At 43.9% G+C, this 18,982-nt stretch carries 11 protein-coding genes; all 11 read left to right on the top strand.

Annotated features, from left to right (window positions below; genetic code table 11):
- The first annotated feature begins 12 nt into the window (after positions 1–12).
- The 11 genes from BSCG_RS20915 (at position 13) to BSCG_RS20965 (ending at position 18,966) form a co-directional block, all read left to right on the top strand.
- Positions 13–2,742, top strand: a complete 2,730-nt coding sequence (locus BSCG_RS20915; protein ID WP_008646528.1) for a sugar-binding domain-containing protein — start codon at positions 13–15, stop codon at positions 2,740–2,742.
- Between the two features lie 7 nt (positions 2,743–2,749).
- Complete coding sequence (locus BSCG_RS20920; protein ID WP_004311186.1) at positions 2,750–3,514, top strand: hypothetical protein; 765 nt, start codon at positions 2,750–2,752, stop codon at positions 3,512–3,514.
- Between the two features lie 15 nt (positions 3,515–3,529).
- A complete protein-coding gene (locus tag BSCG_RS20925) occupies positions 3,530–5,734 on the top strand; it encodes a glycoside hydrolase family 3 N-terminal domain-containing protein (RefSeq protein WP_032849403.1) in 2,205 nt (734 codons plus the stop codon).
- Between the two features lie 18 nt (positions 5,735–5,752).
- On the top strand, positions 5,753–6,865 hold the full coding sequence (locus BSCG_RS20930) for a glycoside hydrolase family 105 protein (protein WP_004311188.1): 1,113 nt from the start codon (positions 5,753–5,755) through the stop codon (positions 6,863–6,865).
- A 241-nt stretch (positions 6,866–7,106) separates the two neighbouring features.
- Positions 7,107–7,649, top strand: coding sequence for an RNA polymerase sigma factor (locus BSCG_RS20935; RefSeq protein ID WP_004311189.1), 543 nt, complete (start codon positions 7,107–7,109; stop codon positions 7,647–7,649).
- A gap of 147 nt (positions 7,650–7,796) precedes the next feature.
- On the top strand, positions 7,797–8,723 hold the full coding sequence (locus BSCG_RS20940; RefSeq protein WP_004311190.1) for a FecR family protein: 927 nt from the start codon (positions 7,797–7,799) through the stop codon (positions 8,721–8,723).
- Between the two features lie 147 nt (positions 8,724–8,870).
- Positions 8,871–10,427, top strand: a complete 1,557-nt coding sequence (locus tag BSCG_RS20945) for a DUF4832 domain-containing protein (RefSeq protein WP_032849368.1) — start codon at positions 8,871–8,873, stop codon at positions 10,425–10,427.
- A gap of 56 nt (positions 10,428–10,483) precedes the next feature.
- The gene (locus BSCG_RS20950) at positions 10,484–13,873 is read left to right on the top strand and encodes a SusC/RagA family TonB-linked outer membrane protein (RefSeq protein ID WP_004302517.1); all 3,390 of its coding nucleotides are present in this window, start codon (positions 10,484–10,486) and stop codon (positions 13,871–13,873) included.
- 17 nt (positions 13,874–13,890) lie between these two features.
- Complete coding sequence (locus tag BSCG_RS20955) at positions 13,891–15,612, top strand: RagB/SusD family nutrient uptake outer membrane protein (RefSeq protein ID WP_004302516.1); 1,722 nt, start codon at positions 13,891–13,893, stop codon at positions 15,610–15,612.
- 20 nt (positions 15,613–15,632) lie between these two features.
- On the top strand, positions 15,633–17,276 hold the full coding sequence (locus tag BSCG_RS20960; RefSeq protein WP_008646518.1) for a SusE domain-containing protein: 1,644 nt from the start codon (positions 15,633–15,635) through the stop codon (positions 17,274–17,276).
- Positions 17,277–17,364: 88 nt separating this feature from the next.
- Positions 17,365–18,966, top strand: coding sequence for a hypothetical protein (locus BSCG_RS20965; protein WP_004311194.1), 1,602 nt, complete (start codon positions 17,365–17,367; stop codon positions 18,964–18,966).
- Positions 18,967–18,982 lie beyond the last annotated feature (16 nt).

Genomic DNA, 18,982 nt, shown 5'->3' with positions numbered 1-18,982 from the left:
ATAGATATTTATATGAAGAACAAGTTTATAAAGTTAGTTTTTGTTGCATTTGCGCTGATAACCCAATTATCACCTTTGAAAGCGCAGACGCAGGAAATAGATTTATCCGGTAAGTGGGGATTTCAGACGGATGTGATGGATTTCCGGCGTGGTTCGTTAGATGTGCGTTATATACATCGTTTGCAAGAATCGATTGTCCTGCCGGCCATTACGGATGATTACAAGATAGGTTACAAATCTCCGTATCGGCATATTGACCGTCTGACCCGTGTATATGAATACATGGGGCCGGCTTGGTATCAACGTGAGATTGCTATTCCGAAGGAGTGGAAAGGGAAACGTATCTTCGTGTATTTTGAACGGACACATTGGCTAAGTTCCATTTATGTGGATACGAAAGAGGTTAGTAAGATTGATTATGTCAGTGTTCCTCATAATCATGAACTGACAGATTTTGTGAAACCGGGTAAGACACACGTTATTACCGTATGTATTGACAATCGTTATCAGTATGATACCCACAAATGGGATCATGCTCATTCCGAATTTACGCAAATCAACTGGAATGGCATATTGGGTGAAATGAAGTTAATGGCTGTAGACCCTGTGTACATTGATGATATGCAGTTATATCCGGATGTGTCAGACCGTTCGGTAAAAGTGAAAATGAAAATACTGAATCATACTCATAAACCGGTTACCGGAAAAGCGGCTTTTACAATATCAGGCAATTCGTATGATTTGAATAAAGAGATAACCGTCAGTGGAAATGATTCTGTCTTTTATGTAGAAGATGTTATCGCATTAGGAAAGAATGTCCGGTTGTGGGATGAATTTACTCCCAATCTTTATACATTGCAATGTGACCTGACTATCCGTGCTGACAATGCAAACTATCAACATAGCCGTTCTACTACTTTCGGAATGCGTGAGATAACGGCGGATAAGGATAAAATCTATCTCAATGGTAACCGGATACACTTACGTGGAACAGTAGAGAACGCTGTCTTCCCTAAAACAGGCTATGCGCCGGTGGATGATGCGTCTTGGGAACGTGTGCTGACTATCCTGAAAGACTATGGAATGAATCACATGCGTTTTCATTCTTGGTGTCCGCCTGCGGCTGCATTTCGGGTGGCTGATAAATTGGGAGTATATCTTGAAGTGGAAATGCCGATGTGGGGAAAAGATGCTGAACCGGACGAAGCCCGTTATAATTTCTTCCGTCGCGAGCAGAAAGCCATTCTGAAAGAGTATGGCAATCATCCTTCCTTTGTTCTCTATTGCAATGGTAATGAGATTACCGGTAATTTTGATTTTATCGAAGAACTTACTCATTATGGACGTACCACTGACAGCCGCAGACTGTACAGCGGTTCGACGGCCCGTACCCGTGTCAAGTCCGACCAATTCTATATCACTCACCAGACTACCAAAGGTCACATGGCTATTTATGAAGGACGACCATCTACCGACTGGGATAAAAACAAAGAGTTGGGTATTGACGTACCTGTCATTTCCCATGAATCGGGACAACGCTGTATCTATCCTAATTTTAAGGAGATTCCTAACTTTACCGGCCCTGTACAAGCACGCAATTTTGAAGTGTATCGTGATTCCTTGAAAGCACATGGCATGTTGGATCAGGCAGATGATTTCTATCAGGTTTCCGGTGCGCAAACCGTACTCGAATATAAAGACGTGATTGAAGCTCAACTGCGTACTTATCTGAAATCCGGTTTCCAGCTTTTGTCTATTAATGACTTTACGGGGCAAGGATATGCGCCTGTCGGTATCCTCGATCCTTTCTGGAACTCTAAAGGACTGATTACACCGGAGAAGTTCCGGGAATTCTGTGCTCCGACTGTGGCTCTGCTGCGTTTTTCGAAACGTTCGTACTATAACGACGACGTATTCACAGGAAAAGCGGAAATCTATAATTATAGTCCCTCTGCCCTGAAAAACGCTAAGTTTAAGTGGTGGGTGACAGATGCGGACGGCAAGGTGCTGAAAAGTGGAAAGCTAAAAACACAAAATATCGGTAATCATGGTGTTTTTTCCGCAGGAGAATTTAGTTATGCACTTAACGGTATCACCGCTCCTCAAAAGCTGACTGTTCATTTATCGGTGAATAATACAATCAATAATAGCTGGGATATTTGGGTATATCCTCGTCGGGAACTGAAAGAACTGATGCAGTCTACGGCGGATGTTCTCTATACGACGGTATTTGACGACAGGGCTAAACAATTCCTTAAAGAAGGAAGGAAAGTTGTCCTATGCCCCATGCCGGCTAAGGTTATAGGGCGTAGTTCCAATTTCCATAATCATTTCTGGAATCCTATCATGTTCAAATGGAAACCGATGACACTGGGTTGTCTGATTCATACAGACAAGGCGATGTTCGACGATTTCATTACGGAAAAACACCTTGACTGGCAATGGTGGGACATCTTAACGCATGCCAAAGTAATCGAAATGGATGAGGCGCCACGTCAGTTGCGTCCGTTCATTCAGGTGATAGACAGTTATGAAACTAACCACAAACTGGGAATCGGTTTTGAAGCCAGAATAGGAAATGGGAAGCTGATGGTGTTGGCACTGGATACAAAGAAAGAAATGGAGAAACGGCCTGCCACTCAACAACTGCTGGTTAGTATCGACCGCTATGTGAAGAGTGACCGCTTCAACCCGCAAGTAGATGTAGAAGCGTCGTTTATAGAATCGTTCTTAAGAAAATAGGGAAAGAATGAGAAGTTTTAGTTTTATTCTAAGTCTTTTGTTTCTGACATCTGTATCGGCACAGGAAATACAGATGTCGGAGACGGCTTCTTTGGAGCAAATTTACGGAGAAGTGCAGGAGGCAGAGGAATTGCTGCCGATGAATGAGTTGGGACTTGAGTTCGGATACGCCCTTTATGAGGCCACAATCACGGCAGAGGAGGAGAACCCGGTATTGACGGTGGAAAATGTAAGAGACTATGCCGCCGTATATGTAGATGGAAAGTTACAGGGATGGATGACGGAAGAGAAGAAAGCAATCCCCTTACAGGTGCTTGCAGGCAAGCACACCTTGCAATTATATGCGGAAAATATCGGCCGTATCACCTATGGGCCGGAGATATTGGATAATTCCAAAGGGCTTTTTGGCAGTATCACCTTGTCGGATACGGAAATAGGGAATTGGAGAATGATTCCTTTGGCGGTACGCGATTGTGCAGTCGGTGAACTGACTTTCGCACCACAAACGGACGGTGGTCGCCCTTGTTTCTATAAAGGGACTTTTACAGTAGAAATCCCCGCTGATACTTATCTGGATGTCTCCGGTTGGGGAATGGGAGAAGTATGGGTGAACGGACATTATGCGGGCTCTTACTGGGAACAGAATGCGCAGCAATCTATACAACTTCCAGCAGAAACATTGCAAAAGGGAGCAAATTCCCTGACCGTTTTTGAACTGAAAAGTAACGGCAAGCGCACCATGCGCCTGTCAGATAAAGCTATATTTAATTAAATGAAAGAAACCATGATGAAAAAAAGGTTGATAGCGTGTGGGGTGTGCCTTTGGACGGCGTTTTGCATGCTTGAGGCGAGGAATGAGAAGCCTGCCGTATATAAAGACGCGAAAGCTCCGACGGAGAAGCGTGTGGAGGATTTACTCTTGCGCATGACAATGGAAGAGAAAGTGCTTCAACTGAGCCAGTATGTTGCGGGACGGAATACGAACGCGAACAATATTGGTGAGGAGGTGAAGAATATCCCTGCGGAAATCGGTGCGCTTCTTTATTATAGCACTAGTCCCCACCTGCGTAACAACATACAGAAGAAAGCTATGGAAGAGTCGCGGTTGGGGATACCTGTACTGTTCGGGCACGATGTGATTCACGGATTCCGTACTGTTTACCCGATTTCCATTGCGCAGGCTTGTTCGTGGAATCCGGCTTTGGTGGAGAAAGCTTGCGCCATGGCTGCCAGGGAAGCGCGTCTGGCAGGACTGGACTGGACGTTCTCGCCGATGATTGATGTGGCACGCGATCCTCGCTGGGGGCGCGTTTCCGAAGGATATGGGGAAGACCCGTATACGAACGGAGTTTTTGCTGTCGCTTCAGTGAAAGGATATCAAGGTAATAATTTGGCGGACGGGGAGCATATTGCCGCTTGCCTGAAACATTATATCGGTTATGGAGCTTCGGAAGCGGGACGTGACTACGTATATACGGAAATCTCTCCGCAGACTCTTTGGGATACCTATATGCTTCCCTATGAAATGGGAGTGAAGGCGGGTGCCGTTACCCTGATGAGTGGCTTTCATGATATAAGCGGTGTACCCGCCTCTGCCAATCATTATACGATGAGAGAGGTATTGAAAGGTCGTTGGAGTCATGACGGATTTGTAGTTTCGGATTGGGGTTCCATTGTACAGTTGATTTCCCAGGGAGCGGCGGAAGACCTGAAGGAAGCCAGCGAAAAAGCAATCATGGCAGGCGTGGATATGGACATGATGTCCCGCGGATATGACAAATACCTGAAAGAACTAGTAGGGGAGGGCAAGGTGCCGGTGGAGATTGTGGACGATGCCGTTCGCCGCATCCTTCGTTTGAAGTTCCGCCTGGGCTTGTTTGAGAATCCTTACATAAGAGAGACGACAGAAAAGGAGCGCTTCTTGCAGCCGGAAGATATAAAAATAGCAGAGAAATTGGCGGAAGAGTCTTTTGTGCTGTTAAAGAACAAGGAGAAACGTTTGCCATTGGCGGCGGATACAAAGGTGGCGGTCATAGGTCCGTTAGGTAAAAATCGCTGGAACTTGTTAGGCTCCTGGACTGCTCACGGCAAGGACGGTGATGTGGTAGGAATTTATGACGGGCTGAAACTGGAACTGAAAGACTTGTCACAACTGCTGTATGCCAAAGGATGCGACTTTGACGGTAAGGATGAATCGGGCTTTGCCGAAGCTGTCGCTACGGCCGGGAAGGCGGATGTCATCCTGCTTTGTCTAGGTGAAAAGCGGAACTGGAGCGGGGAGAATGCTTCGCGTGCTTCCATTGCCTTGCCGAAGATACAGGAGAAATTAGCGATGGAACTGAAGAAGACCGGCAAACCGATTGTGCTGATTCTCTCCAACGGACGTCCGTTGGAACTTTGCCGTCTGGAGCCGGTTTGTGACGCCATTGTTGAAATCTGGCAACCGGGCATTGCCGGAGGCAAACCGCTTGCGGGCATTTTGACAGGAAGAATCAATCCTTCCGGCAAGTTGCCCATTACTTTTCCGTATGCAACCGGACAGATTCCCATCTATTATAATCGGCGGCAGAGTGCCCGTCCTCATCAGGGCAAGTATCAAGACCTGACGATAGAACCGCTCTATGAGTTCGGACATGGATTGAGCTACACTACTTTTGAGTATGGCGACCTCAAGGCATCTGCTACTCAACTAAAAAGGGGAGATAAACTGTCAGTAGAAGTTGCGGTGACCAACACAGGCGACAGGGATGGTGCGGAAACTGTCTATTGGTTCATTACAGACCCTTATTCAACGATTACCCGTCCGGTAAAAGAATTGAAATATTTTGAGAAGCAAACGATTAGGGCCGGTGAAACCAGAACTTTCAGATTTGAAGTGGATTTATTACGTGACTTGGGCTTTATTGATGGAGACGGTAAACGCTTTTTGGAAAAAGGTACTTATTATGTACAAGTGAAGGATAAAAAGGTGAAATTGGAATTGATAGACTGAAAGTAAAGAATTGATAATATGAGAAAGATATTCTTGTTAAGCGCATACCTTTTATGCAGTGTTTTCGTGAGAGCGGTAGAAATCCCTTTCCAAAAGTCCGAAGTTAAGTCTATCATGAGAAAGGTTGCGGATTGGCAAATTGCCAATCCACATCCGGCTCCTGAACATGACGACCTGAACTGGCCGCAAGGTGCTCTCTATGTCGGTATGGTCGATTGGGCTGAATTGGCAGAGAAAGAAGACGGTGATGATACTTACTATAAATGGTTGACCCGTATAGGTCGCCGGAATTGCTGGCAGCCGGACAAACGGTTTTATCATGCTGATGATATTGCCGTGTCACAATCCTTTTTGGATTTATATCGCAAATATAAGGATGAAGAGATGATTGTACCAACATTGGCTCGTACGGAATGGATTATCAATCATCCTTCTAAAGGCAGTTTCAAATTAGTGGAAGGTGACTTGAAAACTTTGGAACGGTGGACTTGGTGTGACGCCCTCTTCATGGCTCCCCCTGTATATGCCAAACTGTATATGCTGACCGGAGACAAGAAATACATCAAGTTTATGAACCGTGAGTATAAAGCGACTTATGATTACTTGTTCGATAAGGAAGAAAATTTATTCTACCGTGACTGGCGCTATTTTGATAAGCGTGAAGCTAATGGCAAGAAAGTCTTTTGGGGTCGTGGTAATGGTTGGGTGCTTGGTGGTCTGGTTGAAATATTGAAAGAGTTACCTCGAAAAGACAAGAACCGCAAATTCTATGAGGAACTGTTTGTGAAACTGGCTACACGGATTGCCGGATTGCAGCATCCTGATGGCTTCTGGCACGCAAGTCTGTTAGACCCTGCTTCTTATCCGTCACCGGAAACCAGTTGCACTACTTTTATAGTTTATTCCATAGCCTATGGTATTAACGAAGGGTTGTTGGATAAGGTGACTTATCTTCCTGTGATGATAAAGGGATGGAAGGCATTGTTATCGGCAGTGGAACCGGATGGGAAACTAGGCTATGTGCAGCAAATCGGTGCTGATCCGAAGAAAGTGACTCGTGATATGACGGAAGTTTATGGAGTCGGCGCTTTCTTGATGGCGGGCAATGAAATCTATAAAATGGCAAGATAATTTGTGTCTTTATGGAGAAGAACTGTAGCAAAACTAAAAAGCTCGTTCTGTAAGGTCCAGATGGTAGCTGTTAAGTGTGGAAGAGCTATATCAAACTCCGTTTTCCGAGTGATGATATAGCTTTTCTCATTGTTGGGGGAAAATAGGCTAATTGATAAAGAAAGTTAATATTATGAGACTTGACCTATATAATACATAAGAATTCTGCGCCTGTCAATATATAAAATAGTAATCTAATTAAATGGAAGACCTGGAAAGAGAACTTTTGTTGATTTCCAAAGGGGATGAACTGGCTTTTAACAGTTTTATGAACCGATATTCGAAGAGGTTATACTATCACGCTTTTGGTATCCTTAGTAATAAGGAAATGGCGGAAGAAGTGGTAGGCGATGTTTTCTTTGAAGTGTGGAAACTACGTAGTACGCTTTTGGAAATTGCCAGTATGTCGAGTTGGTTGAATACGATTGTTTATCGTAAATCAATCTCTTATTTGCGTAAAGAGGTGAAGAGTAATCAGGAGATCTCTTTTGAGGAACTTCAGAATTTCTCTTTCCCTGATATGCAGACTCCGATGGATGATATGCTTTCGCGTGAAGAGATACAGTGTTTGAATGAAGCAATCAATAGTTTGCCGCCCAAGTGCAAGCATGTATTCTTCCTGGCAAAACTGGAACAAATGCCTTATGCGGAAATTGCGCGTATGTTGCAAATTTCACTTCCTACAGTGAACTACCATATAGGGTATGCTATGAATGCTTTGCGAAAGAGACTTGTAGGCGGGTGATTCAGAAAAAAACAGCACTGAAAGAAAAAAAGTGGAAATTAAACCTATAGATAAATTCAACCTCTGCGTCTTTATAAATAGAAAGAAGTTTTAGGTGAAAAGATTGTTTGCAGGAAAAAGAAATTGAAAGGATAAAAAGAATTGAAGATGGATAAAGATATAAATGATTATAAATATGGTGATTTGCTGGACGACATCAAGTTGAAGTCGTTCATACAACATAGCACTCCGGCTGAGATAGATATCTCCGCCATTAAGAAAAGAGCTTTTTTGAAAATGCACCAACAAGAGCGTAAATCTAGGCAGAGACGCATTATGATGTATGTTGGCTCGGTGGCTGCGACGCTGCTTCTTTTAATAGGTATTAAATATATAATCGGGGAGAATACAACGGACGGTTTGTACCGTGCGGAAGTTATGGAAATGATGGCTGATGTTTACGATGAAGAGGTCGAAGTGCCTGTTGGCGAAAAGATGACGTTGATGTTGGCAGATGGTACCAGAATCATAGCCAATTCGCGTACCGTTGTCCGCTATCCCAAACGTTTTAATGGCGAGTATCGTGAGGTATACGTGAAAGGTGAAGCCTACTTTGATGTGGCACACGATGCGGAGCATCCTTTTTTAGTTAATTCTGATAATTTTAGAGTGAAGGTGCTTGGAACTAAATTTAATGTGAACAATTACGATGCTTCGGATTCGCAGGTTGTGTTGGTACAAGGTTCGGTAGAACTCAAAACGTCCAACAATGACAGGGTTCGCATGAAACCGAATGAACTGGTAAATTTGCAGGAGGGTGGTTTTGCTGAGAAACGGTTAGTGAATACCGATGAATATACTTGCTGGATGCAAGGGATGATAAACCTTGCCGGTGAAAGTGTAGAGTCTGTAGCCCAACGGCTCAGTCATTATTACGGAGTGACTATTCTGTTTGATGATAAGATGTCGGCTAATAAACTTTATGGCAAACTAGTACTTGACGATCAGGTAAAGGATGTATTGAAAGCCATTGAAACCATGACGCAAACCCGAATGAAAATTCATGGTGATACGATCTACTTAGTGAAGGAGTAATTATATTTGTTATTGATTATTCCTGAATAAAATAATTACATAGAAACTTATTATTAACCAATTTATAATGCCTTCATAGCAAGGTAGAGGAAACTTATACGCCTTCTCGTAAGGAGAAGCTATGCTTTATTAATACCAGTGAAAAATATGAAAAGATACACTTTGTTACGCACATTTATGCTTTTTATAGCAGCTCTGATACTCTGTGGATGGTCTTCGGCACATACACAAATATCTATAACTAAAGGACTAAAAGCGCCCGAACAAACAGTATGTTTTGAGCCTGATACTACCTCTGTACTCAAAAATCCCCTTACAGGTTGGGTGATGTATTTGGGACGTGCATGGGATGAAAACTTTTGGCAAACTCACCATTATGATGCTATGCCCGTAAATGGTGGGGATTCCACTGTTCGCGTGAGCGATTACGCCGGTACATGTTACATTCGCATCAATTGGAATATGCTTGAGAGTAAAGAGGGAGATTATGTATGGAACGATCCGGACTCACGTATCTATAAATTGCTTGCTTCGGTGCGTGAACGTGGTATGCGACTGGCTTTCCGTATCAATGTAGACAGCCGCGACCAAGGACAGAACACACCTCTTTATGTAAAGGAAGCCGGTGCGAAAGGTTTTCAAGATCCTAATAATCCCCAAATATGGTCGCCTTATCCTGACGATGCCGTGTTTCAACAGAAATACGAAAAGTTTCTTCAAGCCTTTGCTGTTGCTTTTGACGATCCCGATAAAGTAGATTTTATTGATGCTTATGGGCTTGGTAAATGGGGAGAAGCACATGGCGTGAAGTATAATAACTACTCAAATAAAGTAGAAGTATTCGAATGGATTACCGATACCTATGCAAAAGCTTTCAAACGTGTACCATTGGTGATAAACTACCATCGTTTGGTGGGAGATACCATCAGCTGGGCAGAACCACACCCTGATAGTAAAAGATTGCTCGAAAGAGCCATTGCCAAAGGATACACCATTCGTCACGACGCTTTTGGCATGACTGGTTACTACGAACAGTGGGAAAAAGATTTTGCCCGTGCTTACCGCTTTCGCTTGCCCATCATTATGGAGGGAGGATGGATTACCGGAGCGCACCACCGTTACTGGATTGATCCTAGTGGCAAGTATCGCCAGGGGCATTCGGAAGATGTGCGCTGGGGCGAGTACGAAGAAAGCCGTAATGCCCATGTCAATATGATGGATCTTCGCATTGGTGATGAAGTAGCCTCGTGGTTTAATAGCTCTTTCGATTTGGTGAAGCGTTTCGAACGTGAGGGAGGATACCGGCTCTATCCCACAGAGGTCAGTTTTGTAAATAAAGCCCGTTCAGGCGAGCGTGTGAGCGTGCAACACAATTGGCGCAATCTGGGTTGGGGATACTGTCCTACCAATATTCCTCAATGGAAAGGAAAATATAAAGTCTGCATCGCTTTGATGGATGACAATCATAACATTGTGAAAAAACAGCTTGCAGATGAGGCTGATCTCTCAACTTGGGTACAAGGGCGTGATGGTCATTATACCACAACTGTCAAATTGGATGGACTTCAAAAGGGAAACTACACTTGGCTTATTGGTTTGGTTGATACAACCAAAGCATGCCAGCCGGGCTTGAAAATGGCGGTCGACAAGAATCTTCTATTTGAGGGATGGTGCAAAGTCGGTAAACTTAAAATCAACAATTAACTGGTAGATTACTCATAAATCGTTATGCAATAAATATTAATTATTAATCTTATATTATGAATCGAAAAACAATCACAACTACGGTGGTAAGCTTGGCAAAAGCTTTCTGTTTGGCTGGACTACTGTCTGTGCCCGCTTATTCTAGTGCGTCGACTGTTTCGTTCGAAAAGGTAAATGGGATGTATATCCTTAAAGCCGAAGATTCGACAGTGAAACAAGTGTTCGACTACATTGAAAAACATAGCCAATATGTTTTTGTCTATGATCAACCTGTAAAAGATCGTCTCAACAACAAAGTGAACATCGAGTTGAAAGGAAAGTCGATCGATGCTATTTTGACGGAAGTATGTCGGCTAGCCGATTTGAAATATACCATTCAGAACCGTCAAGTAACCATCACTGCTAATCCTTCTAAAAAGGCTACTACTCAAGTGAAAAAGGCGAAGCGCATCTCTGGTCAGGTAGTCGATGCAACTGATCTTCCGATGATTGGTGCTACGGTTCGTGTGAAAGGTAGTGATGCAGCTACTATCACCGACCTTGATGGTAAGTTTCAGATAGACGTTCCCGAGGGTAGCGAATTGCTCATTAGCTATGTGGGCTTTGTGGATAAAATCGTGCGGATAGATAGCAAAAATATGTATGCCATAGTAATGGAAGAAGCTAGCAGAGCGCTCAACGAAGTAGTTGTTATCGGTTACGGTGTGGTAAAGAAGAAAGACCTTACCGGTGCGGTGGCAGCCGTGAAGGGAGAAGAGCTGGTGAACAAGCGTACAGCCATGCTTTCCAATGCATTGCAAGGATCACTCTCTGGTGTGATGGTGACGCGTAATAGCTCTGCTCCCGGTGCAGGAGCCGCCTCTATTCGTGTGCGTGGTATTACCACTATGGGTGAATCGAGCCCGTTAGTGATTGTAGACGGTGTGCAGAGTTCGCTCGACTATGTGAATTCTAATGATGTAGAGAGCATATCTGTATTGAAAGATGCTGCGGCTGCCAGTATCTATGGTTCGAAAGCTGCTGCTGGTGTTATCTTAGTTACTACCAAGCGCGGTAACGATACCGGTAAAATCAATCTGAAATATAATGCTGAATTTGGTTGGGAAATTCCTACTAAACAACCTAGTATGGTGGGAGTCACTCGCTACTTGGAGATGAGCAACGAGTTGAAATACAACGATAACCCTACTGGTGGTTTTTTCCAAGAATATACGGCTGACAAAACCAAGAATTGGGTGAAGTATAATGCTACTGATCCGAACAACTACCCCATTACCGATTGGACTGATCTGATTTTGAAGTCAAGTGCTCCCCGTATGACTCATACTCTCTCTGTATCAGGCGGTAACAAAGCGGTAAAGTCGGTAGCTACCCTTTCGTATGACGAAGTAGACGGTCTTTATGACGGTCGTGGTTTCCAACGCTACATGTTCCGTTCGAACAACGACTTTAATATCAATGATAAACTTAGTGCTCAAATAGACGTAAATATCCGTCATGCTAAGAGTACTGCCACAAACTATGACCCTTTTGATACCATGCGTAAAATGCCCGCCATTTACCCCGCAACCTGGGATGATGGTCGTTTAGCTTCGGGTAAGAGTGGTGCAAATCCTTATGGATTGCTTGTAGCCGGTGGTAATTCGGTAGCTCACAGTACGCAGGTGGCAGGTAAAGGTTCGCTAACCTTCAAGCCTATCAAGGGGCTAAGCATCTCGGGTATCGTATCTCCTTTTATCAACTATCAAAAGAAGAAAGCGTTTAAAAATTCATGTGGATACACCTTGCCCGATGATCCCGAAACCTTTGGCGGTTATTTCGACTCCGGGAGCACTTGGACTACCAATTCGCTCACAGAAACTCGTAACGATGATTATAATGTCACTAGCCAGGCAATTGCCAACTATATGGGAACCTTTGGCAGTCATAATCTCACAGTAATGGCCGGTTTCGAAAACTACTATATGAAGAGCGAAAGTCTCGGTGCTGCGCGCGATAAATATGAACTGACCGGTTATCCTTACCTCAATATCGGTTCGGAAGATTTCCAAACCAATAGCGGTACAGGTTCAGAGTATACTTCAAACTCTGTTTTTGGCCGTGTTATTTATTCGTATGCCGATCGTTACCTGTTCCAGGCTAACGTGCGTCACGATGGTAGTTCACGTTTTGCCAAAGGTTATCGTTGGGGTACTTTCCCTTCATTTTCAGCTGGTTGGGTAGCGAGTGAAGAGAAGTTCATGAAGAACCTCAAATGGGATTGGCTTTCATTCTTGAAGTTGCGTGGTTCATGGGGTATGTTAGGTAACGAACGTATCGGCAGCAACTACTTCCCCTACATTGCTTTGATGAGTTTTGGTAATTCACTTTTCTATATGGCTGATGGAAGTGTAGTTTCTGATAAAACTGCTCGTCCTGCTGTGTTGGCTGTAGAAGATATTACTTGGGAAACGACTACCAGTACTGACTTAGGTCTGGATGTCAACTTTTTGAACAACCGTCTGCAGTTTCATTTCGATTACTATTGGAAAGAGACCAAGGACATGTTGCTGAATATCGAAATCCCTTATTTTATGGGATATAACAACCCTAGTACGAATGCAGGTAAGATGTCCACTCATGGTTATGATATTGAAGTGGCATGGAACGACCAGATAGGAGATTTTAAGTATGGTGTAAATGTGAATTTCTCCGACTTCCTTTCAAAGATTGATTATATGAATGATGGTGAGCAAATCAGTGGTGGTAAGATTAAACGTGCCGGCGTGCTCTTCAATGAATTCTATGGTTATGTGTGCGAGGGCATCTATCAAACTCAAGAAGAAGTGAACAACTCGGCTCGCACTAGTACTACCGTTACAGTTGGTGACTTGAAGTATCGTGACATCAGTGGTCCCGATGGTGTACCCGATGGCGTAATCAGTCCCGAATACGACCGTGTACCTTTGGGTAACTCACTGCCTCGTTTCCAGTATGGTGGTAGCCTTAACGCTTCGTACAAAGGCATTGACTTCAGTCTTGCTTTCCAAGGCATCGGCAAGCAAAATTCTTACCTCTCTACTTCTATGGTACAACCTTTGCGTGATAACTATGGTAACGTACCAGCCATTCTCGAGGGTAAATATTGGAGTCCTTTCAATACTACTGAAGAGAATTTAGCAGCCAAGTATCCCCGCCTTTCGAATGTGTCGAAGAGCAATAACTATGCTACCTCTAACTTCTGGATGTTCAACGGTTCATACTTCCGTTTGAAGAATATCACATTAGGCTATACCCTGCCTAAGAGTTGGACACAAAAAGCCGGTATAAACCGTGCCCGCTTCTATGTGAGTGGTAGTGACCTCTTCTGTTTGAGCAATTTCCCTAGTGGTTGGGATCCTGAAATGGGTACATCGGATTATCCTATTACCACCTCTTTAGTAATGGGCATACAAGTTAACTTTTAAATAAATAGGAATAGAATATGAAAACAAAGATATTATTAGCCGGAATGTGCCTGAGTCTTGCTGCTTGCGAGAGCATGGACTTGGTACCCAAATCGCAAGGTAATACCGAGTCTTGGTACACATCCGAAACAGAATTGCGTTTGGCTTCCAATGATTTCTATATTTTAGGTTATTGGCAAGAACCTCTTAGCTCATCCGAACAATGGTCGGACAACACAACCTATCGTCAGACGAACCGTAACCCGGGAAGTGGTGGAACCGTGCTTGATGGAACCCTGAACGGCCAGCAGTATGAAGTATATGCTTTGTGGCAGCAATCATTCAAACTTATTGCCCGCACCAACACAATGCTCGAAAATATTCACAAGGCAAAGGGTGCTGTGACCGAGGAAGTTTATAATCGTTATGCCGGTGAGGCTTATTTCTGTCGTGCCTGCAAATATGCTGAACTGATCTTCTTTTATGGTGATGTGCCCTATCAGGAAGAGACTATAACCATTTCCGAAGCTTTGCAACGTGGTCGCAGACCTAAAGCGGAAGTGATTCCTTTGGTGTATGCTGATTTCGATAAAGCCATTGCCGGTTTGCCTGAAAGCTATGGAAAAGACGAAAATATCCATCCTACCAAAGGAGCAGCCCTGGCTATGAAAGCGCGCTTTGCCCTCTATATGGGTGATTATGAGATAGCTGCACAAGCCGCCAAAGCTTGTATGGATCTTAAACTCTATTCTTTGGAACCTGACTATGCTAAACTTTTCAAGCAGAGCACCAAACTGAATGACGAGAAAGTGTTCGTGATACCTCGCTCCATTGAAAACGAAGTGATGCTCGATTCCTGGATTGTGAAGAACGGTCTTCCTCGTAATGCCGGAGGATATGGCTCATACAATCCCTCATGGGACCTCTTGGCCTCATATCTCTGTACTGACGGGCTACCTATTGACGAATCACCGTTGTTTGATCCTCGCAAGCCTTTCAAGAACCGTGACCCGCGTTGTACAATGACCATCGTTGAATTCAATACCGAGCACTGTGGTTTCGAATACGACCCCAGTCCTGCAGCTAAAACTGTAATGAACTATACCACAGGTAAGACACAAAGCAACCAAGATACCCGTATCGTGAATCAATATAGTTCATATACAGGATTGTTGTGGAAGAAAGGTATTGATGCTACGTGGACAGTAGACCAAAAGGTGGAACAAGACTATATCATAATGCGCTATGCTGACGTACTGTTGATTTATGCTGAAGCCATGATAGAACAGAACCTGATTGACGACAGCGTGCTGAAAGCCATTAATATGGTACGTGCTCGTGCTTATGGTGTGAATGTAACAGCTACTGATAGTTATCCTGCCGTGACCACTACCAACCAAACCGAACTGCGACGTGCCCTGCGTATAGAGCGCCGCATGGAGTTTGCTATGGAGAACCAACGCCTGCAAGACTTGATGCGTTGGAAATTGGCAGGAAAAGCATTGAATGGTTACAATTACATCATGCTTATTGACCCCACAGAATTGCTGAACAATATCGTGAACAAGAACCTCTGGTTCTGGGGAATGACTCCGCAAATCGACGAAGATGGTTTAGCAGACTTTGCAGCTCTCTTTAATGCCGGTTATTGTTCGCAGGGTGCTAAACGCATCTTCCCCGAACGCGAATATTTGTGGCCGCTGCCTACACATGATGTGGAGTTGTGTCCCAACTTGTTACCCAACAATCCGGGTTATTAATCCTATAAACTATTACGAACATGAAGACAATGCATTTATATAGAAACCTTGGAATGGTGGCTGTGGGAATGATGAGCATGCTTGCCACCTCGTGCGAAGAGGAGATAGACAATACTGCCTCACGCAACCAGTCGGAGATTGAGTTGACTCCTTCGGGCGAATATATTAAGCTCGATGAAAGTAAACCCAACGAGACAGCTTTTACGCTGAAGTGGAGCACCGCTCACAATTTTGGTGAAGATTATATCACAACTTATAAATATGAGATGCAGCTTATCGGTAGCGATGTTGCAAATATCAAGGAATTTGATGATGATGGTGAATTTCTTCGCTCGTACACCAACAAAGAGATGCAGGATATATTGGTCGATTACTTCGGTCTAACCACCAGTACCATTGGCGAAGTCCTTTTTACTGTTACAGCCAACTTTGAAGGTCCCCGTCTTATGGTGCCCGATATTGCTACTGCAACGGTGAAGTTCAAAACTTATGGCCCCAAACAGTATAAAGCTGATAACCTTTATGTGGGAGGTACTGCCGTAGGCGATGATAATATTAAGATGACGTTGAAAGACGAGACAAACAGAATTTATAGTTACGAAGGAGCTTTGGTTGCCGGTAAGATAAACTTCCCCGTTGACTATGCCGACGAATTGAATGCCATTGGCCCGGAAACCGCCGATGCCCCTATCACCACAGGTGAAATGGCAGGCGTCATATCCGATCGCGCTGAAGCCAATTCGTGGTTAATTCCATCTGCAGCTACCTATCGTATCACTGTGAATATGAGTAAACAGACGGTGAAGATAGTAGAAGCTGGTGCTGTAGTTGAAGCCGATCAGATATTCCTGGCTGGTAGTGCCGTAGGTGGGGAACAGATTGAGATGGCTCAAGTCCTCGAAAATGACCAGATTTATGCTTGGCGTGGTGCACTGAAAGCTGGTAACCTTTACATCCCGCTCACCTTCGAAGGTGAACAAGCGATGGCCATTGTACCGGAAATAGCTGATAGTCATGACATCGAAGATGGTCAATTGTCAACATTCGGACAAGTACTCATTAGCAAAGTGGATAAACAATATTGGACAATTCCGGCCGATGGAACTTACCGCATTGTATTGAATAAGGAGGAGAAATCTATTACCATCTATTCGACCGCTACCGATCTGAAACCACTCACCGTATCGTTCAACAATACCGAACTGGGGAAAAACCCATGGAGTCAGGAAGTCAATGTACTGCACATGTATGGTGGTTTCAATAGTTTTGCTTACGATTCGGGTATTGATGAAGAAACCGGAAAAAGCTTCAAGTACTGTCAAGTGAAGTATAATCTTATTCAGAGTGTTGCCAATCCGAAAGTATTCGTTTATAAAGGTGATGTATTGCCACGTAATGAATATAAGGATAATTATGGGAAGACAAATGCCGGTTGGGTGAACTTCAGCACGCTGCGATATGCTAATAACGGATGGTTCGTTGGTTCTACTGCTGATGCTGTTCGTAATAGCTACAATGGATACACCACAGTAACAGCGGGTAAGATAGAAGGAGCCGTAACAGGTCAGGGCAATAACCGCTATGCTTATTTCCTCATCCCGGAGGGCTGTAACTATGTGGTAGTGGACCTGGAGAACAACACTGTACTCTTTGATATTAAATAAATCCAAAATGAAAGAATAAGAGGTGGAGCTTTTATCACTTCACTTCTTATTCTACCTTTAAATGATAACAATAAACGAGATATATTTTATGAACAAAATAATAAAAAACAGCATCAAGACCTTGTCGATGTGTCTGCTGGCTACTACGTCTTTCATTGGCACTGCTTGTTCAGACGATGATGCCCCTATAACCGATTATAGTTGGAACATTGAAGGCAACACGACCGTCAATATCATGCCCGAACGCTACCAACTGCAGCGTAACCCTATGAGTGGATGGGTCATTTACGCGGGTATTGGAAGTGGTATGATGATGGATTTCTGGGATCTTTATGATAACTTCGAGTCGTCAGAAGGTACTGTGAAGGTATCTGACTATGGCAATACGCTCTACGTACGTGGTCTTTGGAGTAACTTTAATCCTGAAAAAGGCAAATATGTATGGGATGAAAGTGTACAGACCGAACCTGCCAAGCGTTTTCGTATGCTGGTGGAAGGAGCTAAAGAACGAAACTTGAAGCTCGCCTTTACCTTTGTGTGTGATAGTCGTGACAAACATGAAGATGCCTGTCCCGATTATGTAAAAGAGGCCGGTGCTGAAGGATTTACCACTACTACCGGTAGTGTAAACGTATGGACACCTTATCCGGACGATCCCATTTTCCAGAGGGAGTATGAAGAGTTTCTTACTGCTTTTGCAGCCAAATACAATGATCCTGATGTCACTCAATTTGTGAGTGGTTTTGGATTAGGCAAATGGGGCGAGACTCACACCCTGAAATACTCTACAGGTGATGAAGCTCCTAGACAAGCAGTATTTGAATGGATTACAGACGTAATGTCACGCCTTTTCACTAAAGTGCCTATCATGATTAATTATCATCGCTGTTTGCTTAGTGGCAAAGAGTTTAGTGATACCGATACCGATGTAGCTGCCGATATGGTGAAACGTGCCGTAGCTAAAGGCTTCTGTTTGCGTCACGATGCTTTCGGCATGAAGCAATATTATAAGGATTGGGAGCGTGGCATCAGTACTACCTATCATGGTATCGTACCTATTACTATGGAAGGTGGTTGGGTAGAATCATCACACGGTGGTTCTATTGCCGGCGATGGTTACAAGAATTTTGCCGAGGTGCGCCAGGGAGAATATGATGAAGCCAAGGGTGGTTATGTCAACATGATGGACCTCCGCTTTGATACCAACGTGAACAAAGGTGAAACTCATTCTTGGTTCAATACAGCTTTCCATTTGGTGAAGGAGTTTATTGCCGAAGGTGGTTACCGTCTCTATCCCGACCGTCTGTCTATTCCTACTATAGCTCGTAGTGGCAGTAGTGTATCACTTACTCACCGCTGGTCGAACTTGGGTTGGGGTTACTGTCCTACCAATTTGCCGCAGTATGGTGACAAGTACAAACTTGCTATCGCTCTGCTCGATAAGAATACAGAGGAGCCCGTCCGCATCTATATAGAAGACAAAGCAAACATTGCCACTTGGATGAAGGGAGCTCCCAAGACTTACACTACTAATATCAAACTCACTGATGTAGCCGCAGGGAATTACATTTGGGCAGTAGGATTGGTAGATACTACCAAAGAGAATGCCATTGGTATCTTAATTTCAGCCCGCGATGAGTATCAAACCTCCAAAGGTTGGGTGAAAGTGGGTGATATAACTATTCAATAATTAAAAAACGCTGTGC

It is taken from the genome of Bacteroides sp. 2_2_4 (assembly GCF_000157055.1).
Taxonomy (GTDB): domain Bacteria; phylum Bacteroidota; class Bacteroidia; order Bacteroidales; family Bacteroidaceae; genus Bacteroides; species Bacteroides ovatus.
Note: the sequence above shows the minus strand (reverse complement) of the source record. Positions and strands in the feature narration are given on the sequence as shown.

What these genes read in the sequence shown, in the direction of transcription:
- BSCG_RS20915 (WP_008646528.1), top strand. Translation starts at nt 13, where the DNA reads ATGAAGAACAAGTTTATAAAGTTAGTTTTTGTTGCATTTGCGCTGATA.
- BSCG_RS20920 (WP_004311186.1), top strand. Translation starts at nt 2,750, where the DNA reads ATGAGAAGTTTTAGTTTTATTCTAAGTCTTTTGTTTCTGACATCTGTA.
- BSCG_RS20925 (WP_032849403.1), top strand. Translation starts at nt 3,530, where the DNA reads ATGAAAAAAAGGTTGATAGCGTGTGGGGTGTGCCTTTGGACGGCGTTT.
- BSCG_RS20930 (WP_004311188.1), top strand. Translation starts at nt 5,753, where the DNA reads ATGAGAAAGATATTCTTGTTAAGCGCATACCTTTTATGCAGTGTTTTC.
- BSCG_RS20935 (WP_004311189.1), top strand. Translation starts at nt 7,107, where the DNA reads ATGGAAGACCTGGAAAGAGAACTTTTGTTGATTTCCAAAGGGGATGAA.
- BSCG_RS20940 (WP_004311190.1), top strand. Translation starts at nt 7,797, where the DNA reads ATGGATAAAGATATAAATGATTATAAATATGGTGATTTGCTGGACGAC.
- BSCG_RS20945 (WP_032849368.1), top strand. Translation starts at nt 8,871, where the DNA reads ATGAAAAGATACACTTTGTTACGCACATTTATGCTTTTTATAGCAGCT.
- BSCG_RS20950 (WP_004302517.1), top strand. Translation starts at nt 10,484, where the DNA reads ATGAATCGAAAAACAATCACAACTACGGTGGTAAGCTTGGCAAAAGCT.
- BSCG_RS20955 (WP_004302516.1), top strand. Translation starts at nt 13,891, where the DNA reads ATGAAAACAAAGATATTATTAGCCGGAATGTGCCTGAGTCTTGCTGCT.
- BSCG_RS20960 (WP_008646518.1), top strand. Translation starts at nt 15,633, where the DNA reads ATGAAGACAATGCATTTATATAGAAACCTTGGAATGGTGGCTGTGGGA.
- BSCG_RS20965 (WP_004311194.1), top strand. Translation starts at nt 17,365, where the DNA reads ATGAACAAAATAATAAAAAACAGCATCAAGACCTTGTCGATGTGTCTG.